The following is a 26,492-nucleotide window of genomic DNA, read 5'->3' on the forward strand; positions in this document are numbered from 1 at the left end:
TTTTGTTTATTCGACATCACTAGATAGATAGGCGGTGGCTTTTATGAGGGGAAACAAAGTATGGGGGTTATTGAAGGTATGTGGGGCTCTCCTGGTCCTAACAGGAATTGTAGGTTGCAGCAACTCCGGTGACGGAAACAAGGAAGAGACAGCAGCTCAGGAGGTTACACTGAAGTTTGTGTGGTGGGGGAAAGAGCAACGCAAAGAGGACACGCAGAAGGTAGTTGATCTTTATATGAAGGAGCACCCGGGCGTCAAGATTGAGACGGAGGATTTCTCGGGTACAGATGCACTGTCTTCTCGTCTGGCTATGGATACGGCGGATCAGAAGGCTCCTGATATTATTCAGGGGGATTATGGATTTATATTCAATTATATTAATCGGGATCTCATTGAACCGCTTGGCCCTTATATTAAGAATAAGAGTCTTTCCATTTCGGATGTTCCCCCGGAGTACCTGGCTCCAGGCATGAAGAATGATGAATTATATGCGGTTAATATCGGCATTAATTCAGAAGCTCTGATCTATGATCCGGCATTCCTTCAGGAGGCAGGCATTAAGGTGCCTTCCCAGGACTATACAATAGATGAGCTGTATAAGACTCTTGTAGAACTAAAAGAAACTATAGATGATCCTGATTTCTATCCGATGGGGAATATGTTTGCTGCGGGCTATTTTCTGAGAACCCGAGGCGTATCCATGTACAATGCGGGGGGGACGGCTCTTGGATATGATGATGACAAAGATCTGGCGGAATATTTCACTCTCTATAAAAAATGGACAGATGAAGGGTTGGTAGGCTCATTTAAGGGAGTCAGCAATGATGAGAATCATCCGGTAATAACCGGGAAGACGGCCTTCTTCTCCGTTTCCAGCAATGCTTCGACAATCTTGAGCAGCAAGGCAGGAAGAACCATCAAGCTGCTGCCGCTGCCGAAGGCCGGGGACAAAGAAGGGCGCTTTATCAAACCCTCCATGTTCCTCGCAGTGTCGTCCTATTCTAAATATCCGGAAGAAGCGGCCAAATTCATTAATTTTTTCATTAATAATGAGGCAGCCAATGACATTCTGAAAGGAGAACGGGGAGTTCCTGTTTCCAGTGTGATTGCTGCACAGCTCTCCGGCAAGCTGGGAGAAGGGGGAAAACAACAGTACGAGCTGCTTGACTACCTCAAGACTCATTCATCACCAATCGATCCTCCTGCTCCAAGCAGTTCCATGGTTGTTGACAATGCCTATAAAATCCTCCTGGATCGTGTGCTGGACGGCAGCATAACCCCGGAACAAGCAGCTAAGAGTTATCGGGCAGAAGCCACCTCAATTCTGGACACAACAGATAAGGGGGCAGCGAAATGAGCAGACTCAGAAACATGACGATTAAAAATAAATTATACGGCGGGTTCGGTCTGATACTGATCCTCCTGCTGGTTGTAGCCTTCACCAGCTACTTTTACCTTTCCAAGGTCAATGATACCTACACACAACTGCTGACGAACAAAGCCGAATCGGTTCAACTGATTAAGGATTTGCGAATTGCAGTGGAGCAGGAAAGGGCTAGCATCAGCAGTTTCCTGATTGATGGAGATGAGGCCAGAGTAGCTGACTTTGAGGGAGCGAAGAATCAGTTCCGCACTGCTCTTGGTCAGCTGAAATCACTCACTACCGATCGTGATGACAAACAAATCCTCGCCGGACTCGATCTCCTGCAGGAGCATTACAGCGGTACTGCGATGCAAGTTATCGACAGTAAAAAGCGGAATAACAGCGATTATCTGGAGATTCTGCAAACGCAGGGACCTGTTCTAAGTAAATTCAGCAGTACGGCAGAACGGTTTGTTAAGCTTCAGGAGGAGGAACTGGAGCTGGAAGCTAATACAACCTTCAGCGATGTATCGGCTACTAAGAAGCTGGTCATTGCATTGACAGGCGCAGCCTTGCTTCTGGGAACTCTGGCCGCGGCTCTGATCAGCAGGGCGATCTCGAACCCGATCCAGAAGCTCCAGAAGATGGCGGTTCAAATTGCCGGAGGGGATCTGCGGAATACTCTGGTGGAGATCAAGAATAAGGACGAGATTGGGCAACTGGCTGAGGCCTTCAATGACATGGGTAACCACTTGCGTGATCTGATCCGGGAAGTGGGCACAAATGCGGAGCATGTTGCCGCCTCATCGGAAGAGCTGACAGCCAGCGCAGAACAAACGGGACAAGCTACGGAGCATGTTGCGTCCATTACGGAGAAATTAGCGGAAGGAGCGCAGACGCAGGTGAACAGTATCGAAGCCAGTGTTGCGCTTGTTCAGAAGATGGACGGAGAGGCCGCGCAAATTGCGGAGCGTTCCATTCATGTCAAGGAATCGGTGGATGTAGCATCCGACCTGGCCACCAAAGGGATTCAGGCGGTTGAATCAGCAATTCACCAAATATCGGCAGTATCAAAAAATGTAAGTGAGGTTTCAGGAGTGGTCAGCGCCTTGGCCGAAAGCTCCAGAGAAATCGGCGAAATCATTGCAATTATTACGGATATAGCGAATCAGACGAACCTGCTGTCGCTAAATGCGGCGATTGAAGCAGCGAGAGCAGGAGAGCATGGCCGGGGTTTTGCTGTAGTAGCCAGTGAGGTGCGCAAGCTTGCGGAGAAGACTGCAGAATCCGGGAAACGCGTCTCTGATGTGATTCATTCGATTCAATCCGAGACAAGCCGGACTCTCACAATGGTCAGTCAAGGGGAGAAGGAAGTCGAGGCCGGCATTTATGCCGTCCAAACCGCCGGGCAATCCTTTGCCGAAATCGAAGCCTCCATACAAGAAATTAATGAACAGATTGGAGGCGTCTCCGATGCTTCGCAAGAAATGTCGCATGAAACTCATGAGCTTGTAGTTGCCTTTGAGCAGATCAACAGGATCACGTTGGCCTCCTCCGAGGGGACCTATGATGTATCCGCCTCGGCGCAAGAGCAGTTGGCCAGTGTGGAGGAAATTGCAGTGGCCTCAAGAATGCTGTCCGAGCTTGCTCAAGAGCTTCAGGAAAGTATTTCGAAGTTTTCAGTCTAATCAATGTATCGTTAAGAGTCCAATTTCCCGAAGAAACGTTACCCTCTCTATTAAGAGGGTAACGTTTCTTCCTGGATTCATAGTTTTATCTAATTATGGCAGGATAAAGACGCAACAGACCAACCCAAAAGCAAGGACTAAATGCCTTGTCGGGTGCGTTTTCCTTCGTGCTATAATGATCTAAAATCCTGTATTGGGAGCTGTTGTGTCGTGAAGAGTCAAAGTGAAACGGAGATTGAACAATTACTGGATGCTTTGAGAATATCGTTGCCGCTCGTGCAGCGCTTGTTTCCGCTGGATGTCATGTTCGCATTAGCCGATTCGGACAAGTTCATCTATTATCTGCCGGGTAGTGAGCTGGATATTCGCATTCAAGAGGGAATGCCGGTTCCGCAGAATGGCGGGATCCGAAAATCGCTGGACACCGGCGAGACGGTTAGTGCAAATATTCCGAAGGAAATCTACGGATTGCCCTTCAAATCTTCGTCCATGCCGATTCGGGGGCAAGACGGGAACGTTACCGGTGTTTTTACCATTGGGATCAGCCTGCACAATCAAGAAACGTTAAGCGATGCGGCCAATACTCTGGCAACAACCTCTGAAGAGATAAGCTCCACCTCCGGGGAGATAGCCGGAACTGCTTCTGATTTGGCGAATACCGTAAGCGATCTTAAGCTGCTCGGCCAGAAGGTTGTCGAAGAGCTGCATAGTACGGATGAGATTTTGGATTTCATCAAAAAGGTGGCGGACAACTCCAATCTGCTGGGCCTGAACGCCGCAATCGAAGCTGCACATGCCGCCGAGCATGGCCGGGGATTTGGGATAGTAGCGCAGGAGATTCGAAAGATGTCGGTCTCCAGCGCCTCCTCTGCCAAAGAAATCGCCAGCATCCTGCAGGCGATCAAGAAGAACATTACCCTGATGGATGCAACCCTGCTGGATTGTCTGGCACAGAGCGAGCGCCAGGCTGCGGCAACGGAGCAAATCACCGCGTCCATGCAGCAGTTAGCCGCTTCTGCAGTGGAGATCGAAAAGATCGCCCGTCTGATTTAACCCGGTCCTGCCTGTTCATACCCTTTGATATGAGGAGTACCGAATAAAATATTTGTGTGAAGAGTCCCCGGTGGACTCTTTTTTATGTGTGGTGTGAGAAGAAAGGCGCACTATGAAACTCTGTATGCTATGCTGGCAAACATGTTACAGTGGAGGAAAGAATACTTATAGAAGCGATGGTGGCTATGCAGATTCAGTTACAGGGTGAAATGATTCAAATCCATGTACAGTACGCGAAGCGGAAGAAGATTTCCCTTCATATAGATGCAATTGGGTTGATCACGGTAAAAGCCCCCAAGGGGACAAGCGACGAATTGATTTTGGGCGCGGTGGAGCGGCACGGCGAATGGATTCTGGACACGCTGCGCCAGGGCCGGGAGGCACGGCAGGCACCCAAGGCGAAGGAATATCAGGAGGAAGGGAAGTTTCTTTACCTTGGGAAGGAATACCCGCTGCATGAATTGATTAATGTCGGTGAATGGGATGCGGAGAAGCTGAAGCTGGAACTCAAAAAGTTCTATTTTGCCAGCCTGAAGAAGATTGTTGCGGAACGGATTACTGTTTATCAGAATCAGCTCCGCGTAAAACCGAAGACGATCGAAATCGTTGAATCCAGAACCAAGTGGGGGAGCTGCAGCGCGGACAAGAAACTGACGTTTAATTACCGCCTGGCGATGGCCCCCGCCCAGGTTATTGATTATGTGATTATCCATGAGCTATGCCATCTGCTGCATATGAATCATGACCGGTCATTTTGGCGCCGCCTCGGGAGTGTCATGCCGGATTACAAAGAGAAGGAAGAGTTCCTGGCCCGGTTTGGGCAATTCATGACTCTCTAAGCATAGCAGATCCCGGGGTTGCGGCTGACTTGCCCTAACTTCCGGTTTCTAGGCGATAGACGTAGCTGGATGCTTCATGTGGGCCGGAAATGAAGAGTTGCCGCAGGTTCTCACAAATAAGCCGCCCGGGTAAGGCGTGCTTTCCGCTTCAATCCCTATGTAATCGGGAGTGAAATGAAAAACTATTTTTTCAGTTTCACTGCTGGCCAGCTTAGCCAAAACAGCTTGAATATCAATGGCTTTCGTAAACACAATGTCGAAAATGTTCAGCTCCTTGCCTTCCTGCTTGCAAATGGCTAATACGTCCTCGTTCTCCAGGTAATAGAGGTCGTCACTGAAGACGTTTAGGCAGTAGAACATTAGCAGCCCTAGCGTTCCGTCTGTTCCAAAACGACGGGATACCGGCAATCGCTGCGCTGCGAATGTGCGGATAAAGTTTAGATCATCCGGCTCAGTCCCGTCTAATTTCCGGATCCCCACGGAGTCGGTGCTGCCTGAAGTATAGTCAATAGAGAAGAGCTGTTCCTGCGCCGGAATAAATCCAAACCTCGGATAGAAATCGAGCACCGTATCATTGGCAAAAAGGTACATAAAATCAACCTGATTCGTATACTCCTCCAGCACCTTATTCATTAGACTGGCAGACAAGCCCTTATGCCGGTAATCCGGATGCGTCATTACAGTTCCGATCTGGATCGCCTTTTTCTGGTGGCCGTCCATGATCAAGTCCAGCACATTTACTGAAACATTCGCAATCACCTGCTCATCCTCGATATAAGAAAATGGAATATACCGCTCACTCCAGAACCCTTCCTGATACCACTGTTCGAAGCTTATTCCAAAGCTGCTGGCGGCAAGCCCGGACAGGCTCTTTCGGAGCACCTCATTTTCTCTGTAATCTTTCTTGAAAATAAATCCCTGCATAACTTGTACCCCTTTCAATAAGCGTTGCCTAAACAATTCTGCACGTCCGCTGCCAGTTCCTTTGTTGAATCGTCCATACGGATAATTCGAACCTCTTGTCATGCTTGTCATGCCCGTCTGCATATTGCGGAGTTGTCCCTCATAGACATGTACTAATCAATGCATTCAAAACAGGTTAAGGGGATGATGTCATGCGCCGGATAACATGGGTACTCGCGATCATAATGAGCGTGGCCCTGGTGCTCGCGGGGTGCGGGAAGAAGGATGCCGCTTCCGTAGTCAAGGATTTGAACAATGTGTCTGACAAGCTGGAGAGCAAGCAGGGGGCCTACCAGGGTGCCGGCACGATGACCCTGTACACCGGCGAACAGCCACAGGAGTACAAGGTGGAGGTCTGGTACAAAAATCCTTCCTACTACCGGATTAGCCTCTCCAATGTGCAGAAGGATGTAACGCAGATTGTTCTGCGCAATGATGAAGGGGTGTTCGTGCTGACACCGAGTCTGGGCAAAAGCTTCCGCTTCCAGAGCGATTGGCCGGATAGCCAAGGTCAGGTATATTTGTACCAGACACTGCTCAACAGCATTGTCTCTGACAACAACCGGCAGTTTACGGTGGATGGAGACAACTATGTGTTTGAAGTCGCGGCAAATTACCAGAGCAGCGCACTGGTGCGCCAAAAAATATGGCTGACCAAAAAGACCTATGAACCAAAACAGGTGCAGGTCTCCGACTCCGAGGCCAAGGTTGTGGTCGATGTGAAGTTCGACAGCTTCAAGTTTAGTCCTGAGCTCAATAAGGATTCTTTTGATATGCAAAAAAATATGGCGAGCGGTACTCCTTCCGAAAGCACGGTGGCTGAGGTTGACGAGAACGGCAATCCGGTGGCTGCACCGGAGGACAAGGAACAGGCAGATCAGCCGGTTGCTGCGGAGCTTGGCGATTTCGGCATCATTGAACCGGCTTATATTCCTGCCGGTGTAGAATTTAAGGACAGCAACAAAATCGAGGACAGCAAAGATCATTCGGCTCTGCTCCGCTATGACGGAATTTACCAGTATACGATTATGGAAAGCCGTCCGCTGGATCATACTGTATCGCTGGTTCCTGGAAAGGTAATCGATCTTGGCTTTACCGCAGGGCTTCTGAGCGGCGATGAACAGCTGACTCTGACCTGGATGAACGACGGCGTGGAATTCCGCATTACCAGCGCGAACCTTCCGGCGACCGAAATGATGCAAATTGCCGCTTCTATGGCGGAACAATCGGGTAAGTAATATTCAGTAGGCGGATACTGCGCATTGTGGGAGCCATTTCCTCTACAAGCCGTATCCGCTTTTTACTTATTTCTGCCGTTAACCGCCCCTTTGGAGGACCAATCAGCAAGATAGCTGTACTTACATTGACAGCCGCCTTCCATTAGCATTACCATTGGCAGTAAGACTAGTGGTTCCATACAACAATCACAGAGCTGTTTTACTACAATGTAAGAAGGTGACCCTGAAGTGCAAGTATGCTATCGACCTACAGTAGCCGAGATTAATCTGGATGATCTGCGTGCCAATTACGAAGCCTTTCGTGCGGCCTTGCTGCCGGAGACTAAATTTATGGGATGCGTCAAAGGAAATGCGTACGGCCATGGAGCAGTGGAAGTGACGCGGGAGCTTGAACGACTCGGAGCGGATTATGTTAGTGTAGCTTTTTTGGATGAGGCATTGGAGCTGCGTCAGGCGGGAATACTAATTCCTATTCTGGTGCTCGGCTACACCTCACCGGAAGGAATAGCCGTTGCCTGGGAGTACAATATAACCGTAACACTGTTCACACCGGATGTACTGGAGGCAATAAGAAGGCTTCCTATAGATCCGGAGCACCGGCTGAAGGTGCATATCAAGATTGACAGCGGGATGGGAAGGCTGGGATTGCTGCCGGCTGACGCGCCCGATTTCATCGCTGAAGTGCATTCTGTAGCGCAGGCGGAGCTGGAGGGTATGTTTACCCATTTTGCCAAGGCAGACGAAGAAAACAAAAGCTATACACTGATGCAGTACCGGCGGTTCATGAGCGTGGCGGAAACGCTTCGGGACAGAGAGATTGAAATCCCGATCATACATACGGGCAATAGCGCTACGGCCATTGATACACCTCTTCTATCCAGTAACATGGTGCGTGTGGGCATAAGCTTGTACGGTTTTTATCCATCGACTGAGGTAAGCCGTACAAAGGTGGCTTTACACCCGGTAATGACGCTGAAGACGCAGGCAGTTTATGTAAAAACCCTGCCGCCCGATTGGGGCATCAGCTACGGCACCCGTTACTTCACAGACAGCGAAGAGATCATTGCTACGCTGCCTGTGGGGTACGCAGACGGATATTCCCGCATGCTGACAGGCAAAGCGGAGGTGCTAATACGTGGACGTCGCGTTCCTGTCGTCGGAACGATCTGCATGGACCAGTGTATGGTATCGCTCAAATCTTTCGCTGAAGAAGCGGAACAAATCAAAGCTGGCGAAGAGGTTGTACTCATCGGAAGCCAGGCTGGCGTGTCCATCACGGCAGACGAACTGGCACTCCATATGGGAACGATTCACTACGAGGTAATCTGTATGCTGGCCCACCGGGTGCCCCGCGTATATGTGCGTGAAGGTGCTGCTCCGAACCTGGTGAATCCCCTGCTGCAGGCTTGATGTTCTTACTGTGTAACTTTTACAGGAATCGATAAAGGAAGCTGAACCGTAAAGACCTATGTGACTTATGGTCTATACGAACCGCCATTTCTAGTTTATAATGGGATGCAGCATACTTGATATACTGGTTGCATATATTCCTTGTATAAAATTCCTTGTATATTGTAACACTGAAACACAAGGGCAGAAGGTTTGTGGGGGTGGAAGAGAAGGTGGCCAATTTGCAGAACACCAAAAGAATTATGATCAGCTTGCCCGATCATCTCTTACAGGAAGTGGATGGGATCGCTCAATTGGAGAACTCTAACCGGAGTGAATTGATTAGGCAGGCCATGAAGCTGTATTTAAGCGAACGGAGGAAACGCACCATTCGTGAGTCTATGCAGCGGGGCTATATGGAAATGGCCAAGATCAATTTGACGATGGCATGCGAGGCCTTTCTCGCTGAGGAAGATGCAGACAGTACTCTTGGCCGCTTAGTAAGCGGGGTGTAGATATTGATCGTTAAACGCGGCGACGTTTTTTTTGCCGACCTTTCGCCTGTTGTAGGTTCAGAACAAGGCGGAGTACGGCCGGTACTGATTATTCAGAACGATATTGGCAACCGTTTCAGCCCGACGGTGATTGTGGCGGCCATCACTGCCCAGATCCAGAAGGCCAAACTGCCGACGCACGTGGAAATTGATGCGGCAGCCCACGGCTTTGACCGGGATTCCGTCATTCTCCTTGAGCAGGTTCGGACAATTGACAAACAACGCTTGACCGATAAGATCACCCACCTTGACGATGATACAATGAAGAAAGTGGATGATTCGCTGCAAATCAGTCTGGGCCTGATAGATTTCTAAATCAGGCAGGGCTACATAGTATAGAATGTGTAATGGAGGCACGTCCGGTGTATAATCCGGCGTGCCTTTTTAATTGTATGGAAACTATATACGAACCTGTGGCTTAAATGTATTCACTTTAAACAATAGCTGTGCTACAATTGGACCGGACGGTCGGGTTAAGGAGGTGGTCGGAATTAAAGGACGTTCTGACGGAGAAGAAACGAAAAAGCGGATAGTGCTAAAGGCAACACAGTTATTTGTTCAGAAAGGTTTTGCAGCGGTGACCATGAACGAAGTCTGTACGGCGGCCAAGGTGAGCAAAGGGAGTTTATATCACCATTTTCCGAGTAAAGATGAACTGTTTCTATATGTAGTAGAAGACGATACCGAGCAGTGGCTCAGCGATTGGGAGCAGAAACGGAGCGGAATTAACGGCATCGAGGAACGTTTCTATGCATTAGGCGAGCATTATGCGAATGATTTTCAGAATCCGCTGATCCGCGCGCTTGAGGAATACGCCAGATCCCGGCCTCATTCAGAAGAGGTTCAACAGCGTCTCTCCCGGCTCTACGAATCGGCGTCACAAGCCTGCCGCAATCTGCTGCAGGAGGGTATGGACACGGGGTATCTGGTCAAGGGCAATCTGGACAATTACGTAATCATTGTAAGCGGCTTGCTGGAGGGAATCAGCAGAGTCAGCGAGATTACAGTTCTGGCCAACACGCCGGAGGATATCATGGAATATTACCGGGATGCCATACGGCTGCTGCTGCAGGGGATACGTACCGGATAGGCATAGAGACTAAGCATGCTGTGAAGACAGCACACTGCAGAGAAGCTATACGCAGTGTACGGTTAGTCGAGGGTACCAGAATAGAGGCTTCTCTGAAGCGCAGATAGAGCAAGCTGTAAGGCAATTATTTTATTGCAGGGTTGGGCCGGAAAATTAGTTTGAGAAGACGTTTTTTATTTACCCTTAATTAGACCGGATGGTCGGTCTTATGTGTCTTATTTAGATTTTTCATTTCTGGAATAAAAGGGATGGCAACTGACGGATAAGTGGATATTTAACTATAAGATAAATAGAATCACCCCTACTTGAGGATTTGGTTGCGGGAATACGGAGGTTATTGCAATGTCATTACTGCTAAGAAACCGGGGCGCTATGCTGCTCCTTATGCTGAATATTTTTCTGGCGTTTACAGGCATCGGACTGGTTGTTCCGATCATGCCTACTTATATGAATGAGCTGCAGATCGGAGGCAGTGTTGTCGGGTTGCTGGTGGCAGCCTTCTCTGTAACCCAGTTGATTGTGTCGCCGTTTGCGGGCAGACTGTCGGACCGGATGGGCCGGAAAAAAATTATCGTCGCCGGACTGATTGTTTTTTCACTCTCGGAGCTGCTGTTTGGGTTGGCAAATGCGCCCTGGCTGCTGTTTGTATCCCGAATGCTAGGGGGTGTCGGAGCAGCGTTGATTATGCCTGCGGTCATGGCTTACGTGGCGGATACGACCTCCACGGAGGAACGGGCCAAAGGAATGGGGCTGATCAATGCGGCCATCACCACCGGATTTATTATTGGACCGGGAATTGGCGGTTATCTGGCAGAGTTTGGTATCCGTGTGCCGTTCTTCGCGGCAGCAGTAGCAGCGGCTTTGGTGGCTGTGATAAGTACATTTGTATTGCCGGAATCGCGTTCCGCAGCCCAGCGTGAAGCTGTGAAGACAGCACAGAACGATAAAGAGAGCCTTGTATCTCAACTGGTGCGTTCCTACCGTGAACCCTACTTCTTCGGATTGGTTATTGTATTTGTACTCTCCTTCGGATTGGCGAATTATGAAACGGTATTCGGGTTGTTTGTGGATCATAAGTTTGGATTCACCCCTAAGGATATTGCCTTTGTCCTAACCTTTGGCTCCATCTCGGGGGCTGTGATTCAGGTTACGGCGTTCAGCTGGATATTGAATCGTTTTGGTGAAAATAAGGTCATTTCGACCTCTTTGCTTATCGCGGGCCTGTTCATCCTCCTCACACTGTTTGTGCACGGCTACTGGGCCATCGTTACAGTGACGTTCATTGTGTTTCTTTCGATGGATATCCTGCGCCCCGCTGTCGGAACACAGCTCTCCAAGTTGGCGGTGGAATCGCAGCAGGGCTTCGTGATGGGGATGAATTCTGCCTACACCAGTCTTGGCAATATTGCCGGTCCGATTGTGGCCGGAGTCCTGTTCGACCTGGATATCAACTTCCCGTATGCCGTGGCTGCACTAGTGCTCGTTCTGTGCTTTGGGCTGTCACTCGCCTCCGCTAAGCGTATGAACCGGCGGGGCCTGCAAATGAAATGAGCCGTGGTTCCTGCAGGATTGACAATATACCTCGCAGCAAGCCAGCTTTTTCCGGGTCAATGAATCCCTAAACTTTGGTAGATAACCAATTTGTGATACTATTTCAGGTAGGGATTATAAGAACGCAGAACGTGTGCGGAAAGAGGGATTCAATTGGCTGCAGAAAATACGAATGCCGGTACTGTACCGGATGAAGCTGCTGCGCGGCAGGAGCAGGAACTAATTACCGCGGCGATTGCCAAGGAGCTGGGCATTAGCCTGAAGCAGGTGCGTACGACGGTAGGCCTTCTGGATGAGGGGAATACGATTCCGTTTATTGCGAGATACCGTAAGGAAATGACCGGTGAGCTGGACGAGAACGCTCTGCGTGATATTGAGGAAAGGCTGGCCTATCTGCGCAATCTGGGTGACCGCAAGAAGGATGTCATCCGCAGCATCGAGGAGCAGGGCAAGCTGACAGAGGAGCTGCATGAGCAGATCCTGAAGGCAGTCAAGCTGCAGGAAGTGGAGGATCTGTATCGTCCCTTCCGGCAGAAGCGCAAGACACGGGCAAGTGTGGCCAAGGAGAAGGGGCTGGAGCCGCTGGCGAACTGGGTTATGGAACAGCGCCGGCAGGGGCTTCCGCTGGAAGAGGCCGCTAAATATATTGATGCGGACAAAGGCGTGGAGAGTGCTGTGCTGGCGCTGCAGGGTGCGATGGATATCATCGCTGAGAACATTGCCGATGATCCGGTCATCCGTTCCTGGATACGCCAGTACACCGCAAGTCAAGGGGTGCTGGTCTCCGAAGCCAAGGATGCTGAGCAGGAGAGCGTATACGAGAACTATTACAGTTACCGTGAACCGGTACATAAAATGCCGCCGCACCGGATTCTCGCCATCAACCGCGGAGAACGGGAGAACGTGCTAAAGGTAGGCATTGAGGTGACTACTGACAAGATTCATGCCTTTATCTCGCGGAAGCTGATCAAGGGGCCGTCTCCGGTCAAGGAATTGCTGGAGACCGTGACGGAGGATTCCTACAAGCGGCTGATCGCTCCGTCTGTTGAGCGCGAGGTGCGCGGAGAGATGACGGAGAAAGGAGAGAATCAGGCGATCTCGATCTTCTCCGGGAATCTGCGCAGCCTGCTGCTGCAGCCGCCGGTCAAAGGCCGGAACGTGCTTGGCGTTGACCCGGCCTACCGTACCGGGTGCAAGCTGGCCGTTGTGGACGATACCGGCAAGCTGCTGGAGGTAGCGGTCACTTATCCGACGCCGCCGAACAACAAGAAGAAGGAGGCGGCGGCGAAGTTCAAGGAGCTGATTGCCAAATACGGCATTCAGCTGATCGTAATCGGCAACGGCACCGGCTCGCGGGAGACGGAGCAGTTCACCGCCGAGGTCATCGCAGAGATCGGCAATCCTGAGCTGGCGTACCTGATCGTTAATGAAGCGGGAGCCAGTGTCTATTCCGCCTCCAAGCTTGCGCAGGAGGAGTTCCCGGATCTGGATGTGGCCGAGCGCAGCGCCGCATCCATTGCCCGCCGCGTGCAGGACCCGCTGGCGGAGCTGGTGAAGATCGACCCGAAGGCGATCGGAGTCGGGCAGTACCAGCATGACGTCTCCCAGAAGCATCTGGAGGAGAGCCTGAAGGGCGTTGTGGAATCCGCGGTTAACCACGTCGGTGTCGATGTGAATACAGCATCCGCATCGCTGCTGTCCTATGTTGCGGGCGTGAATGCCACAATCGCCAAGAATATTGTGAAGTTCCGCGAGGAGAACGGCAAGTTCGTGACCCGCAAGGCGCTGCAGAAGGTGCCGCGCCTCGGTGCCAAATCCTACGAGCAGTGCATCGGCTTCCTGCGGATTCCCGGCGGGGACAATACGCTGGACCGCACGCCGATCCATCCGGAGTCCTATCCGGTGGTGGACCGCCTGTTCCGTGAGCTGGGGCTGGAGGTAGCCCGGCTCGGCAGCAAAGAGGTCGCAGAGGAGCTGCAGGCGCAGAACGCCGAAGAGCTGGCTGCGAAGCTGAATGTCGGCGTGCCTACACTGCGCGACATCCTTGAAAGTCTGCAGCGCCCGGGCCGCGATCCGCGCGAGGAGCTGCCGCTGCCGATCTTCCGCACCGATGTGCTGAAGATCGAGGATCTGGTTCCCGGCATGGAGATGCAGGGGACCGTCCGCAATGTAATCGATTTTGGCGCCTTCGTCGATATCGGAATCAAGAACGACGGGCTGGTGCATATCTCCCAGCTTAGCGGCAGCTTCGTGAAGCATCCGATGGACGTCGTCTCTGTAGGAGACAATGTCACTGTATGGGTCATGGGCGTTGACCTCAAGAAAGGCCGGGTCAGCCTGACCATGCGTCCGCCGCGCAGCGAAGCAGGCAGCGCCAAGTAAATCTAACAGCAAGCCCTCTGCAGGTTGCGGGACAGACCCTGTAACGCCGGCAGGGGGCTTTTTTTCATCACCAATGGCTGACTGTTGGCTTGCACCCCGAACTAGCCGCTTGCAAAGTAAGTATTGTGCTGCCGTATAACATTAATTATAGTAAGGATATATTACTAAGGGGGAATAGTGGGAGAATGAAAAAGGCGATGATATTGTTGTTGCTATTGGTGGTTGTATTACCATCACAGGCGTTTGCCGCTACATATTCTAATGCGTACGTAGACAAGTATTATTTTGAATCCTACAAAGACAGGGTCAAAGAGGTTAAGGATGCGCAGAAGAACTTAAGTAAAGTCTTGGGCACCGAGGTTACAGCCTTAGCGCAGAAATCTAAGGTATCTGCAGCTAACTATAGCAATGCGGTCAAAAACAAGCTGAGCAAGGAGGCTGTCGCCAAGGCTAGAAATGAAATGACTCAGGATAAAAAAACACTCGCGGCAGCAAAAGCCAAGTTGTCAAAAACCGTAAAGAGCGCCAAAAAAGAAAGCGATGCATCCCTTAAAGAGATCGCAAATCATAAAGCATCTCTGGTCAAGATGATCAAGACTCATTTGGAAGGCAAAGACCAACAAAGTGATGCAGCTTTTAATAAGACGCTATCCTCGGAGCTTTCCCAAATAGACTCCAGTTTTAATGCGACTTTAGAATATTTGCAGAACATTGAGCTTGATTAATCCGCGAAGCGGGAAGCGTCAAGTAAGTTTAATCATTAACAGGAAGAGGTACGGTTTACTCCCGCTGTCAACTAACCGTTCTTATACCGTGAAAGCGGCTGTGCGCGCCCATATTTACTGGATGCGGCAGCCGCTTTTGCTTTCATATTCAATGAATCTGGGCGTTAACAACGTTACTGAACATGTATTTCCGATTTGATATTATTTTGACTTAAAAATTTCATTAAATCATTACTCAGCTGCACAATCTCATTGTTAGCATTATTCGCATAATCCGGCAACATCATATCCCTAACCATTTTGGTTCGTAGCCATGTCATAAAGAAAAGATCCAAAAATAAGTTTGGAAATTTAAGCACCATTTTAAGCATTGGAGGATCAATTGAAACGCCAGCTTTTTGTATTGCCCTTAGATACGTTTTTAAAGTGACTGTTATTTTGCGTGCCGTCTTTCTGGTTCTGGCTGTTTTTTTGTCAATTATCTTATTCTCAGAATGCAAAACGCTCAACATGGCAATGTCTGATACGGAATGTGTGATTAGATACGCTTGCATATCCTTTTTAATAACGTAGGGAAGCTTTGCTGTTTTAAATAATTTTGCGAGGTTTTCTATGCGTTCTGTCACTACACCATTAATTTCTCCAAATGCAGTTGCCACTAAAATCTTTGGTAGAAATCGAGCATGTAATACTCCATCTTTAATCTGTCCGCCGAAGCCGGGAAAAGCTGGTAAAAGTCTATCCCCTACGATATCCAGCCACGAAGAAAATCCAATTGAACTACTAGTCATCGTGACTATATTTTTGCTTTGATTATCTTTTAGCGCTAACAACGCTGATTCGGACCGATCATAACGAACGGTAACGAAAATAAAATCGTATACATCGTAATTTTCGAGCGTATCAATGACATTTACTTGTATCGATCTAACTGTACCTTTTTCTTTATATTGCAGGCCATTTTCTCTTAATGATTTAAATCTATTAGAATGTGCAAACAGGCTAACATCAAACCCTGCTTCAATAAGCTTAATTGCGTACATGCTCCCGATGACACCTGCACCAAAAATTAGAATTCTATCTTGTTTTGCTGACATTAAAACCACCCCTACTTATTAACATTTCCTTTTAATTATCAGACAACATGTTGTATGATGTGATTATAAATCTTCATTATTCCTTGATCAACCATCAGTTTTTTATTATTTGTCGGATGACATTCAGATTCGCTAGCAGGAGGGAAACATGAAAAAGCAACCCCAAATAACGGAGAAAACAAGACAAAAGTTTGTAGAAGTTTTTTGTGAGTTATATAGCCAAAAGCCGATTGAAAAAATTTCGGTTCAGGAAATTGCGAATAAGTCAGGATATAACCGCAGCACCTTTTATCAATACTTTACTGACATTTACGAATTGTTAGACTCTGTTGAAAATGACTTATTGAATGACATTAAAAAAGAAATGGCGAATAAAGAGCTATCGATGCATACGGTTCAAGATACGCTCTATTGTCTGGACAAAAGAGAACATCTCCTGGTTCTTAATGCCCTTTTGGGCGATTATGGAAGTGCCCGTTTTTTAAAACGCTTAAAAAAAGAAATCAGTTTAGATCAATTAGGATTAAACGTTCCGCAAAACCTTTCCTTAACGCCATACTTCATTGAGTTTTACCTGACAACTTCCCTTTCTTTATTTCGTCTTTGGCTCCAGCGTCAAAAGGATTTATCGTCAGAAGAATTTTTCAAGTTAGTGGAGAACCTATATTCAAGAGGGATTACGCCCTATTTTAAAGAATGAGTCTGTCATTCAAACCAAATCCATATGTTGTACCTACTCTTAAGGGTTGGCATTATGTAAATACAGACTTCTGCAGTTGGTTTATTTTAAGATTCCAAAGCATCTTTAAGAAATTGAAGTGAATTATGACGAAATGCACTTGTTTTTGATTCGTCTATATGATGAAAAGTAACATCATCAATATTTGGAATATTTGATGTATCATAAACATAGCAAGAAGATAAGCCAAACGTATCCAGCAGAGCTATCAGTCTTGAATCCATTGATTTGGGGTCTTGTGGATTATCAGATACCGGGAAAACCAAAAATGGAACCTTATATAAAATGGCAAAAGCAGCCCCATGAAAAGCACTAGTAATAAAATACTTAGCGTGTTTTATGTAGCCTACAAATTCCTTCGGACCAACCGTAGCTGCTCCAGCAGTTGCAAGAGATATAATCTCGTATCCGTACTTTTTTGAAAGTGCTTCAGCGTATTTCTGAACCCCTGTAATATCTCGTAAATCATAAGTGAGTATATAGGCTTTTTCTGGCGGAGTAGCAGATATATCATCCCATCCGGATTTATCAAGAAGCATTACTGGATCCAATACATGAGTAATATCTCCATTTTTCATCGTTTTCACAAAAGGGATTGCCCTTTTTTCACGAACAGAAACAAAGTCTAAGGAATTAACGTGTGGAGCAAGGATATTTTTTCGATCGGGCTCTATCTCTGCTCCTCCCATGCTTGCTGCGTATGCAATTTTCGTTTTTGATGCTGGAACAAAAGAAAGTGCCATACAGGGTAAAATGTCATCGGAAATAACCCATGGTAAACCCCATATTTGGTCGCTACCGCAAACAAAAATATCGTAATCATCAACACATTCTGCAATATCAGATACTGTATATAAGCGTTCGCTGTGGGGAATGCTTTCGGAAAAATTCCTAAAATGTTCTGCACCTTTAGCACTTTCATATGCTTGTAAGGTGTATTCGCTTTGCCACTTGAATGTAATTTGCTCACAATGAAATCCTAACTTAGCTATAGCTTTTTGCAGTGCATAAGCTCCTAGTTGGCCACCGTAATTATAGTTTTTGTAGTAAAGAGTAATAATTCCAACTCTTTTCATAATAATCTCCATTCCGAACTAAGTCGGCACAAACAGGAATGAAAGAAAAGTGCCGAAAAGTCTACATAAATTTGAATTTTTGCAACAGTATAGTAGTACCGTCAGAAACGCGTTCGCTGCCAGCATCGACACTCGTGACACTTTTCTTTCCCGCCTCGGGGAGCCCCTACCGTTTACAAGTCCTCTTTCTTCCGTGGGATGTGACGCAGATGTTCCATTCAAAATACGATAGCCCAATGTTGCTTTTCAGCGTTAACATAGCCCGAAACCTACACACATATATACAAATCCATCCACTACAAGGAATTCTTTTTCATCTCGTTAGTATTTTATCAATCCGCAGGACGATTTTGGGTAATCCTAAACGATCATACACTCGTTAATCTTTTCCCATATTCAGTACTTCTGCCTCATACGATTGAAACGCGTTTTCTATTCCCATCACAACATCTTTGATTTTCATATACCCTTTGGTGTACGGGAGTGAGTCTCTGATTTCTTCCCACATATAGTGGTATTGCTTTAGATCTACCGTTTCGCACAGGACAAAATCCGTATAATCTTTTCCAGGCAGCGCTTCTGCGTCAAAGAATCGCACTTTGACGTGCTGACCGTATTTTTGTATAATCCCCTGCAATGAATCGGCATGTTTTCTCCGTTCCTCCCGAGGCAGTGCAAGCCAGGAAGGATAAAACTCCAACAGCACAATCATCATGTACCGCATTTCTTTACCACCTTTATTTGCTTATTTTTGTTTTATTTTAGCGACAAAGCGCTGGCTTCGCATTAACATAGGTTAATCTTTTTCCGAATGAAGGAGCCGGCTCAGAGAAACAGGGGTAATTCCCAAGTAGGACGCAATGTGATACTGAGGAATCCGTTGTCCCAATCCAGGGTACTTGACCAAAAACACGTCATATCTTTCCTTCGCGGACAGGTAAAGCAATTCCCGCTCTCTTTCTTCCTTTCGTATATATAATCTTTCAACACTCTTACACACAAAACGTTCCCATGCACGGCTTTCATCCACTAACTCCTTCAGCATATCATAAGATATTTCGATAACTGCAGAGTCTTCCATAGCCTCGATTGTAAAGAAAGAAGGCGTCCCCATGACCATGGCACCATAAGAAGTAGCAAAATCATTTTCCACCGTAAATGCAACATTATATTCCCTGCCGTCTTGAAGCGTATAATACAGGCGAAATAAGCCCATTGTGCAAAAATAAACATGCTTCACCAATTGTCCCGCCTGAATTAGGGTGACTCCTTTAGGGATTCGTTTTGTTCGTGAACGTTCTACAAACAGGTTCCAGTCCTCATCGGACAGCTGCGCTGCTTGAGGAAGATCTCTTATCGCACTGTAGTCAATATCCATCAGAAATTACACCCCCTAGCTTTTTTGTCGCAAGTGACAACATACGCTGTAACGCTGAATTAACGGGTCACACCGAAAAACTTGCCCCCTACTTATGATACGGTTCACCGAGATTGATCTTTAACCTCCTACCCGTTAGCTTAATGAAGCATGGTCAGTTTAATACTTTATTTTCTCAGTCTACAGCTTTATTTGCTGAGTCTAGCATTTTATTTTCTCCTTGAATCTAATACACCCGTTGGTCAAGCACCGGTTTCTAGGTTGAGCCGGAAATCCTCCAGCTAATCTCTTGTAATTCGCAAGCCGATGTTTTATATTGACATAAGAGCAGGTCAATAATAAAAGAGGTGAACGGACGAAATGACTCCACGCACAAAAGAACAAAACGAAGAGATCCGGCTGCGGCGTCTGACGCAGATCCGTAAAGCCGCTGCCGATGTGTTTTTGAATAAAGGGCCTTTACTGGAGATCCGCGATGTGGCCGCGCAGGCGGGACTCGGCTATGGCACGGTATATCATTATTACAGCAATAAGGGCGATTTGCTCTACGATCTGTTATGGGACGCGGTGGAGCGGGCCGGGGGATGGCTGGAGGCTCCGCTGGAGTTCCCGTTGGAGGCTCCGCTAGAGGCACGGCTGAAGGTCCCGCTGGAGGCTCAACTGAAGGCCCCGCGCGCTTCGGCTTCGGGGGAGGCGCCGGCGGGCGGGCATTTCGCCTTGGCTGCGGCGGCGGACACTGGGAACTCGGCTGCTGCGGATTCCCGAAGCGGAAGCCGCGGAACGGCCGCTGCCGCAAAGCTTGGCCCCGTCGCTGCCGCCGGCGTCCGGCTGCTGCAGCTTTGGGCAGAGGACCACGCCCTGTACCTGCTGCATAAGCAGGCCAGTGAGGACTTTGCCTCGCTGCCTGAAGCGCGCTCGGCCCTGCTCTCGGCCGCCTTTCGCCGGGAGGTGCTCGCGCCGTTTGCCGCGCTGCTGGAAACCGGGCGTGCGGCGGACGGGGCTGACGCTTCCGGCGGAAACGCGGCGGAGCCGCCGTATCGGCTACAGCATGCCGAAATGCTGCTGGCTGCCTTGGTCGGCTGCGCCTCGCTTTCGCTTCGCCGCGGAAAGCTGCACGAGGAGGCTAGGGATATCGCCCTGTTTTTAAAATTATAGAATGGAGAAGGAGCGAATAAGCAAAAGATGATCATTATAAAATCACCCAGGGAAATCGAAGAGATGAAGCCGGCGAGCCAAATTATTGCGGACTGCTACCGCGAGGTGGCCAAACTGATCGAGCCTGGGATCACCACCCGGGAAATCAATGACTTTGTTGCCAGACACATCACCAAGCTGGGCGGCAAGCAGTTTACGAAAGGGTACAACGGCTTCCCCGCCGAAACCTGCATTTCGGTCAACGATGTGGTGGCCCACGGTATTCCTTCGAACCAGATGCTTATGGACGGCGACTTGCTGAAGCTCGACATCGTCGTGGAATACGGCGGATGGTTCGGCGATTCGTGCTGGTGTTATGCGGTGGGCAATATCCGGCCGGAGGCGCAAAAGTTAATGAAGGTGACAAAGGAATGCTTGGATCTGGGGATCGCCCGGGCACTCCCCGGGGGCCGGCTCGGCGACATAACGTCGGCGATTCAACAGCATGCGGAAGCGAACGGGTTTTCGGTCGTACGCGATCTGCTGGCGCATGGGATCGGGCGGAGCCTGCACGAGGAGCCGAGCTACGAGCATATCGGCGTAGCCGGTAAAGGCATTCGGTTAAAGGAAGGCATGGTGTTTACGATTGAACCGATGATCAACGAAGGTACGTTCCGTATCACGATCGACGACGATGAGTGGACGGCGAGAACGGCCGACGGCAAGTTGTCGGCGCAATATGAGCATACGATCGCAGTCACGCCGGACGGACCGCTGATTTTAACGGCCCAGTAAGAATAGAGGCGAACGGACGGGAATACGTCATTTTAGGAAATAAGCCGCCAACCCGGCCTGCTTGGTCTATCCGAAACGACGAAAAAGCGCTGAGCTCAGCCTGGGCACAGGGATGCTTTTGTTAACATGGTTTGTAACTATACCAATTTACGAAAACCGCATTATTTGCGGTTTTTTATTATGACGCCGGTATAAATATTATAACTTTTATGGAAAATAGTGTACAAATTGAGCGAGACTTCGTGCACAATTTGTGCGTTCTCAAGCCGTCGGAATTCTTCTGTACGCGAACTACAGCAGGTAATACTCCAGCTAGTTATTGGGAAAATTGTTGTTCAACTGCACAATGCATTTCGTCCAATCATCAATATTTTTTGGCGAGGATAAGCGTTACAATGAAAGCGTGTTCAACAAGAGCAATGGGAGGCATAACAATGGAAGGATTAATGATTGGCTGGTATGGCGCCTTGGCGGGGTTGGCAATTGCTATTATTCTGATATTAAGAAAACTGAATCCCGTATATGCGCTGTTTCTGGGGGCCATTGCAGGCGCACTGATCGGCGGCGCCAATCTGGAGCAGACGGTAACTGTTCTTGTAAGCGGTACGCAAAGTGTAATGGGCACGGTGCTGCGTGTGCTCGCCGCTGGTGTCCTGGCAGGGGTAATGATGGAATCGGGGGCGGCCGAGACCATTGCCCAGGCGATTGTCAAAAAATTCGGCGGCAGCAAAGCCATTCTGGCCTTGGCCCTGGCAACGATGATTATTACCGCAGTGGGCGTCTTCATTCCGGTAGCGGTGTTGATTGTGGCTCCTATTGCTTTGTCGGTAGGCAATAAGATGGGGATTTCCAAGATGGCGCTGCTGCTTGCCCTGTCGGGCGGAGGTAAAGCGGGGAACATTATCTCCCCCAATCCGAATACGATAGCCGCGGCCCGCGGGTTTGATCTGGATCTGAGCCATGTGATGCTGGCAGGCTTGATTCCGGCAGTGTGCGGTCTGATCGTAACCGTTATTGTCGCTTCACTTCTGAAGAAAAAGGGGAATATGGTCACAGACCAGGAGGCGGTGAACAACACCGCCGACACCTCCAAATATCCGCCGCTTCATCAGGCGATTGTTGCACCGCTCGTTGCGGTCATTCTGCTGATGATCAATCCGATTGGCTCGTTATCCGGAATTGAGGCATTGGCGAGCTTCAAGGTGGATGCATTATATATCCTGCCGATTGCAGGGATTGTCGGCATGCTGGCTATGGGTCAAGGCAAGAAGATCCTGCAGTACAGCTCGTCCGGCTTGAACAAAATGACGGCAACTGTTCTGATCCTGATCGGTGCAGGAGGCATAGCCGGTTTGATTGCGGCTTCTGATCTGTCGACCCAGGTGGTCCAGTTGATTCAGGCTTCGGGTATATCCGGGACCTTCCTGGCACCGATTTCCGGTATCCTGATGGCGGCGGCTACCGCCTCAACCTCAACGGGTGTTATTCTGGCTACAGGCTCCTTCGGACAAGCCATTCTCGATATGGGCACCGCTCCGCTGGCAGCAGCAGTAATGGTCCATACCGGAGCCACTGTCATCGACTCTCTTCCGCAGGGGAACTACTTCCATGTAACGGCGGATAGTATGAAAATGACGATCAAGCAGCGGTTAGGGCTGGTCCCTTATGAGGCGCTCGTCGGCGGAACGATGACGCTTGTGGCGACGATAATTTACGGATTTATATTCTAATATCTAACATGGGGTGAGGAAATGAGAGAGAAAACCTTTGTACTGGCACCGGACTCCTTTAAAGAGAGCATGAGCGCTAAGGAAGTCTGCATTGCGATGGAAAAGGGGCTGCGAAAGGTTTATCCCAAGGCTGAATATATACATGTTCCTATGGCGGATGGAGGGGAAGGAACGGTCCAATCGCTTGTCGATGCTTCCGGAGGGCAAATTTATACCAAAGAGGTTATGGGACCGCTGGGGCAACCAGTTACAGCGAAGTACGGCATCCTCGGCGACGGCCGTACGGCGGCCATTGAGATGGCTTCGGCAAGCGGTATTCATCTGGTGGACAAGGCGGACAGAAACCCGCTTATCACCACCACCTATGGCACCGGCGAACTGATTAGGGAATGTCTTGACCGGGACATCCGCAATATCATTATCGGCATCGGGGGCAGCGCGACCAATGACGGCGGCACAGGGATGGCCGAGGCGCTCGGGGCCAGATTCCTCGATGAAGCGGGGAATGAGCTTCCGCGCGGCGGCGGCAGCCTGGACCGGCTGGCAAGCATTGATATTGCTTCTCTTGACGGGCGGCTGAAGCAGGTTCAGCTGATCGTGGCCTGTGACGTAACCAACCCGCTGTGCGGGGAGCAAGGCGCATCCCGGGTGTTCGGCCCGCAAAAGGGGGCTACACCCGAGATGGTCCTCCAGCTCGATGCGAATCTTGCCCATTATGCGGAAATCGTAAACAAACAGCTGGACAAGGATATCCGTAACTTGCCGGGTGCGGGAGCTGCCGGAGGACTCGGCGCGGGACTGCTGATATTTACACAGGCAGTTCTGCAGAAAGGAATCGAAATCGTTATTGAATATACCGGCCTCAAGCATAAGCTGGCGGCTGCTGATATGGTGTTCACCGGCGAGGGCGGCATTGACTTCCAGACCAAATTCGGTAAAACACCGTACGGGGTGGCCCGCACCGCCAAAGCAGGCGGCAAGAAGGTCATTGCCTTAGCCGGCTACATCGGTGAAGGGATTGAGACGCTCTATGCGGAAGGCATAGATGCCATCTTCGGAATCGTTCCGGGAGCGGCTGAACTGGAAAAACTGCTAAACGACGGTCCGGCCAATGTCGAACGGACCTGTGAGAATATTGCGAGAGTGCTGAAGTTAAGCGAATAACGAAAGCAGAAGACCCCGAAGAAGAAATTCTTCGGGGCCTTCTGCAGTTAGGTGCCGGAAAATGAGCGGCCGATCTGGAGTTTAGGTTACTTGTACAAGGCCAGCAATCCGTAGGTGAGCTCGAACAGCTGCAGCAGATTCCGCGGATCTTTGCCGGTGAGGCTCTCAATCCGTTTCAGCCGGTACTGTAGTGTATTCCGGTGAATGTTCAGCGCCTCCGACGTATGCGAGACACTGCAATTGTGGTTGATGAAACTCCTTAGTGTCTCCAGTAAATCGGCGGTATCCTCCAGCTTGATGGTGGTATTCAGAGTGTCCGTCAGCTCCGCATGGCTCAGCTTCACCAGAAATTCGGCCTCCTCGAAATGGATGGTCTGCGCAGAGGGCTTCAGCGCCAGCAGAATTCCCATAGCCGACTTCGCCTGCCGGTAGCTTTCCGCGATGCTGGCCTCCTGCTTGCCGGAAGCAAGCAGCACCTGTGGCTGGTTATGAAGAATTTGCCGGATCAGCAGATTGCAGTCCTGCTGGTTCTGGACCAGCATAAGCCAGATGTCCTCTTGGATCCGAAACGAAGGCTGCAGCAGCAGAATCTTGGCATTCTGCTCTGCCGGTGTAAAATTTTTGATATACAGGACCGTTGTTTTGAGCAGCAGATCGATGTGATAAGCGGCTGCTTCTTTTCGAAATTTCTGCGAATACGCTCCCTCATGGGCCAGCAGCAGTTCCAGAAATGCCTTCTTGCGGCTCGCTTCATTGGCGAGATCCTCGAGCGTATTTCTTTGTTCAATCAGCAGAGAGACGGTCGTTCTTACGATATTGCAAAAGGGACGGACTTCATCCGGGTTGCCCGAAATTCCAATCACACCTACAGGCGCATCGCCTATAACAATCGGCTCATTGGTGCCCTTTTTTTCATAACGTCCATCCTCCCAGACCTCGACCATTTTTCCGGTGGACAGTGCTTTGACTGCCCCCTGGTGAATGGTGCCGACACGTTCCTTTTTTCCGCTGCCGATAATGACCCCTTTCCCGTTCATAATGTTGATGTTATAGGGGATGTCCATCATCATTTTATCTACAATTTCCTGTGCCTGTTTCTCAGAAAGCTCAAACAATCGGGTTCCTCCTTTGCCAAGCCGGTTATGCTCAGTTGTGGTCTTTGGATTATAGCTTGTGCATATGAACAAAATTATAGATGATCTTCCGTATTTATAAAAGCAGGAAGTGCTGTTCTGACGGCATGAGGCCTGAAGGAAATACAATGGCGGTTTCGCTGGTGACATTTCTGATAGCTCTTAGCTCAGGTGATGGAGTATTTTAACATTAAATACTAGGATGGGGTGAAAGAGATGAATGACAAAACTTCAATCAGCAACGCTTTTCAAATGTTCAGCAAGGAAGCTCCGGCACATCAGGAGGCGTGGATGCAGGCTGTAAAGGGACTGGGGGCTGCAAGCAAGCTGGATTCCAGAACGGAAGCGCTGGCTTACATTGCGGTACTTGCTGTGGCCAGACTTGAGAGCGGACTTCCTTTTCACGTGAAGCAGGCCAAGGCTCTGGGTGTCAGCAGAGAAGAAATCATCAGTGCTGTTCTGCTGGGGCTTCCGGCAGTAGGGAATACTGTGGTTCAATTGCTTCCTGCGGCACTTGCGGCATATGATGAAGAGTAGCCCATAATTCTGTATCAAAAGAACCGGCTGTATGCCTCACAAGGGGCGAGCCGGTTCTTTAATTTGCAACTTAAACAAGTTGCGAAGCGTCTAAATTAGAAAGACAGCAGAATAAGGAGGGAATTCATGTACACAGTAAGAAATTTTGGAAGGTTTGCACTGGTGGCCGCAATGCTGCTCCTTGCAGCCTGCAGCACGACACCAGCAGCAGAACCGGAGGCCACATTGGCGCCTGCGCAGACATCACAGGCTGAGCCGACACAAAGCCCGGTAGCGAGTACTTCCCCGGAGACTCAGCCACAGGAATCTGCAGAGCCGTCGGCGACGACAGAACCGACAGCACCTGCAGAACCTGGAGAAGGTCAGCCGCCTACGGCATTGGAAGCTGCCGCAACGGTGATGAAGGCGCTGAAGAACAGTGATATGGAGTCGCTCGCGGCCTGGGTTCACCCGGATAAAGGCGTCCGCTTCTCGCCCTATGCATATGTCGACCCCAAAAAGGACCTGGTCTTTACCCGTGATAAGCTAGAGGGGGTAATGAAAGACAACACGAAATATGAGTGGCGGGAATTCGCCGGTTCAGGCGAACTGATTAAGCTGACTTTTGCAGAATACTTTAAGCAGTTTGTATATGATGCAGACTTTGCCGGTGATGCCGAAATCGCGCTGAATAAAGGACTGGGGCAAGGAACGACAGTCAACAATATCAACGAAGTTTATCCGAAGGAAACTCACGACTTCGTGGAGTACCATATCGACGGTATCGATCCTTCCGTCGAAGGCATGGACTGGCGCAGCCTGCGGCTGGTCTTCGAGAAGATGGGCGAAGATCGTGCGCTTGTAGGCATCGTTCACGATCAGTGGACGCCATAAA

Annotated in this window: 25 protein-coding genes; 19 read left to right on the forward strand and 6 right to left on the reverse strand. The window is 49.5% G+C overall.

The genetic code is table 11. From position 1 onward, the window contains the following. Positions 1-43 precede the first annotated feature (43 nt). The 4 genes from NST99_RS05985 to NST99_RS06000 all read left to right on the forward strand — a co-directional run bounded on the left by NST99_RS05985 (position 44) and on the right by NST99_RS06000 (position 4,943). Positions 44-1,357, forward strand: a complete 1,314-nt coding sequence (locus NST99_RS05985) for an ABC transporter substrate-binding protein (RefSeq protein ID WP_341090327.1) — start codon at positions 44-46, stop codon at positions 1,355-1,357. Continuing rightward, positions 1,354-3,051: a methyl-accepting chemotaxis protein gene (locus NST99_RS05990; protein WP_341090329.1), complete on the forward strand. Its 1,698-nt coding sequence runs from the start codon at positions 1,354-1,356 to the stop codon at positions 3,049-3,051. Before NST99_RS05985 ends, NST99_RS05990 begins: the two co-directional genes overlap by 4 nt. Before the next feature lie 210 nt (positions 3,052-3,261). Next, the gene (locus NST99_RS05995) at positions 3,262-4,104 is read left to right on the forward strand and encodes a methyl-accepting chemotaxis protein (protein ID WP_341090332.1); all 843 of its coding nucleotides are present in this window, start codon (positions 3,262-3,264) and stop codon (positions 4,102-4,104) included. A 185-nt stretch (positions 4,105-4,289) separates the two neighbouring features. Further along, positions 4,290-4,943 carry a M48 family metallopeptidase gene (locus NST99_RS06000; RefSeq protein WP_341097572.1) on the forward strand — a complete coding sequence of 218 codons (654 nt, stop codon included), beginning with the start codon at positions 4,290-4,292 and terminating at the stop codon, positions 4,941-4,943. 48 nt (positions 4,944-4,991) lie between these two features. On the opposite strand, the gene NST99_RS06005 is transcribed toward NST99_RS06000, so the two are convergent. Continuing rightward, positions 4,992-5,867: a GNAT family N-acetyltransferase gene (locus NST99_RS06005; RefSeq protein ID WP_341090335.1), complete on the reverse strand. Its 876-nt coding sequence runs from the start codon at positions 5,865-5,867 to the stop codon at positions 4,992-4,994. A gap of 191 nt (positions 5,868-6,058) precedes the next feature. Here NST99_RS06005 and NST99_RS06010 point away from each other — a divergent pair, with 191 nt between their 5' ends. From NST99_RS06010 to NST99_RS06045, 8 genes are all read left to right on the forward strand, one after another. After that, positions 6,059-7,144, forward strand: a complete 1,086-nt coding sequence (locus NST99_RS06010) for an outer membrane lipoprotein-sorting protein (RefSeq protein ID WP_341090338.1) — start codon at positions 6,059-6,061, stop codon at positions 7,142-7,144. Between the two features lie 228 nt (positions 7,145-7,372). Beyond that, complete coding sequence (gene alr / locus NST99_RS06015) at positions 7,373-8,554, forward strand: alanine racemase (RefSeq protein WP_341090340.1); 1,182 nt, start codon at positions 7,373-7,375, stop codon at positions 8,552-8,554. Between the two features lie 212 nt (positions 8,555-8,766). Beyond that, positions 8,767-9,048 carry a CopG family ribbon-helix-helix protein gene (locus NST99_RS06020; protein ID WP_076111276.1) on the forward strand — a complete coding sequence of 94 codons (282 nt, stop codon included), beginning with the start codon at positions 8,767-8,769 and terminating at the stop codon, positions 9,046-9,048. Positions 9,049-9,051: 3 nt separating this feature from the next. After that, on the forward strand, positions 9,052-9,402 hold the full coding sequence (locus NST99_RS06025; RefSeq protein WP_038586937.1) for a type II toxin-antitoxin system PemK/MazF family toxin: 351 nt from the start codon (positions 9,052-9,054) through the stop codon (positions 9,400-9,402). A gap of 217 nt (positions 9,403-9,619) precedes the next feature. Then, positions 9,620-10,177, forward strand: coding sequence for a TetR/AcrR family transcriptional regulator (locus tag NST99_RS06030; protein ID WP_341097573.1), 558 nt, complete (start codon positions 9,620-9,622; stop codon positions 10,175-10,177). Between the two features lie 342 nt (positions 10,178-10,519). Then, positions 10,520-11,728, forward strand: coding sequence for an MFS transporter (locus NST99_RS06035; RefSeq protein ID WP_341090343.1), 1,209 nt, complete (start codon positions 10,520-10,522; stop codon positions 11,726-11,728). Positions 11,729-11,950: 222 nt separating this feature from the next. Further along, positions 11,951-14,110 (forward strand): Tex family protein, encoded by a 2,160-nt coding sequence (locus tag NST99_RS06040; RefSeq protein WP_341097574.1) that lies wholly within the window; start codon positions 11,951-11,953, stop codon positions 14,108-14,110. A gap of 185 nt (positions 14,111-14,295) precedes the next feature. After that, positions 14,296-14,835 (forward strand): hypothetical protein, encoded by a 540-nt coding sequence (locus tag NST99_RS06045; protein ID WP_341090345.1) that lies wholly within the window; start codon positions 14,296-14,298, stop codon positions 14,833-14,835. Between the two features lie 173 nt (positions 14,836-15,008). On the opposite strand, the gene NST99_RS06050 is transcribed toward NST99_RS06045, so the two are convergent. Further along, positions 15,009-15,932, reverse strand: a complete 924-nt coding sequence (locus NST99_RS06050; RefSeq protein WP_341090347.1) for a ketopantoate reductase family protein — start codon at positions 15,930-15,932, stop codon at positions 15,009-15,011. A 148-nt stretch (positions 15,933-16,080) separates the two neighbouring features. On the opposite strand from NST99_RS06050, the gene NST99_RS06055 reads away from it, so the two are divergent. Continuing rightward, positions 16,081-16,632: a TetR/AcrR family transcriptional regulator gene (locus NST99_RS06055; RefSeq protein ID WP_341090350.1), complete on the forward strand. Its 552-nt coding sequence runs from the start codon at positions 16,081-16,083 to the stop codon at positions 16,630-16,632. An 86-nt stretch (positions 16,633-16,718) separates the two neighbouring features. Here the strand turns inward: NST99_RS06055 and NST99_RS06060 are convergent, their stop codons facing one another. The 3 genes from NST99_RS06060 to NST99_RS06070 form a co-directional block, all read right to left on the reverse strand. Beyond that, entirely contained in the window at positions 16,719-17,759 is a 1,041-nt protein-coding gene (locus tag NST99_RS06060; RefSeq protein WP_341090353.1) for a polysaccharide pyruvyl transferase family protein, read from the reverse strand. Positions 17,760-18,126: 367 nt separating this feature from the next. Continuing rightward, positions 18,127-18,471, reverse strand: a complete 345-nt coding sequence (locus NST99_RS06065) for a darcynin family protein (RefSeq protein WP_341090356.1) — start codon at positions 18,469-18,471, stop codon at positions 18,127-18,129. Between the two features lie 72 nt (positions 18,472-18,543). Next, on the reverse strand, positions 18,544-19,125 hold the full coding sequence (locus NST99_RS06070) for a Crp/Fnr family transcriptional regulator (RefSeq protein WP_341090358.1): 582 nt from the start codon (positions 19,123-19,125) through the stop codon (positions 18,544-18,546). A gap of 360 nt (positions 19,126-19,485) precedes the next feature. Between NST99_RS06070 and NST99_RS06075 the strand changes: the two genes are divergently transcribed. The 4 genes from NST99_RS06075 to NST99_RS06090 all read left to right on the forward strand — a co-directional run bounded on the left by NST99_RS06075 (position 19,486) and on the right by NST99_RS06090 (position 23,948). Then, positions 19,486-20,280, forward strand: coding sequence for a TetR/AcrR family transcriptional regulator (locus NST99_RS06075; protein ID WP_341090359.1), 795 nt, complete (start codon positions 19,486-19,488; stop codon positions 20,278-20,280). A gap of 27 nt (positions 20,281-20,307) precedes the next feature. After that, complete coding sequence (gene map / locus NST99_RS06080) at positions 20,308-21,054, forward strand: type I methionyl aminopeptidase (protein ID WP_341090362.1); 747 nt, start codon at positions 20,308-20,310, stop codon at positions 21,052-21,054. Positions 21,055-21,488: 434 nt separating this feature from the next. Further along, positions 21,489-22,784, forward strand: coding sequence for a GntP family permease (locus tag NST99_RS06085; RefSeq protein WP_341090364.1), 1,296 nt, complete (start codon positions 21,489-21,491; stop codon positions 22,782-22,784). Positions 22,785-22,805: 21 nt separating this feature from the next. Continuing rightward, the gene (locus tag NST99_RS06090) at positions 22,806-23,948 is read left to right on the forward strand and encodes a glycerate kinase family protein (protein ID WP_341090367.1); all 1,143 of its coding nucleotides are present in this window, start codon (positions 22,806-22,808) and stop codon (positions 23,946-23,948) included. A gap of 86 nt (positions 23,949-24,034) precedes the next feature. On the opposite strand, the gene NST99_RS06095 is transcribed toward NST99_RS06090, so the two are convergent. After that, positions 24,035-25,063 (reverse strand): CdaR family transcriptional regulator, encoded by a 1,029-nt coding sequence (locus NST99_RS06095; RefSeq protein WP_341090370.1) that lies wholly within the window; start codon positions 25,061-25,063, stop codon positions 24,035-24,037. A 234-nt stretch (positions 25,064-25,297) separates the two neighbouring features. On the opposite strand from NST99_RS06095, the gene NST99_RS06100 reads away from it, so the two are divergent. Together NST99_RS06100 and NST99_RS06105 are read left to right on the forward strand one after the other, a co-directional pair. Continuing rightward, entirely contained in the window at positions 25,298-25,618 is a 321-nt protein-coding gene (locus NST99_RS06100) for a carboxymuconolactone decarboxylase family protein (protein WP_341090373.1), read from the forward strand. Between the two features lie 126 nt (positions 25,619-25,744). Further along, on the forward strand, positions 25,745-26,491 hold the full coding sequence (locus tag NST99_RS06105) for a hypothetical protein (protein WP_341090374.1): 747 nt from the start codon (positions 25,745-25,747) through the stop codon (positions 26,489-26,491). Position 26,492 lies beyond the last annotated feature (1 nt).

This window comes from Paenibacillus sp. FSL L8-0470 (genome assembly GCF_038008625.1).
GTDB lineage: Bacteria > Bacillota > Bacilli > Paenibacillales > Paenibacillaceae > Paenibacillus_AQ.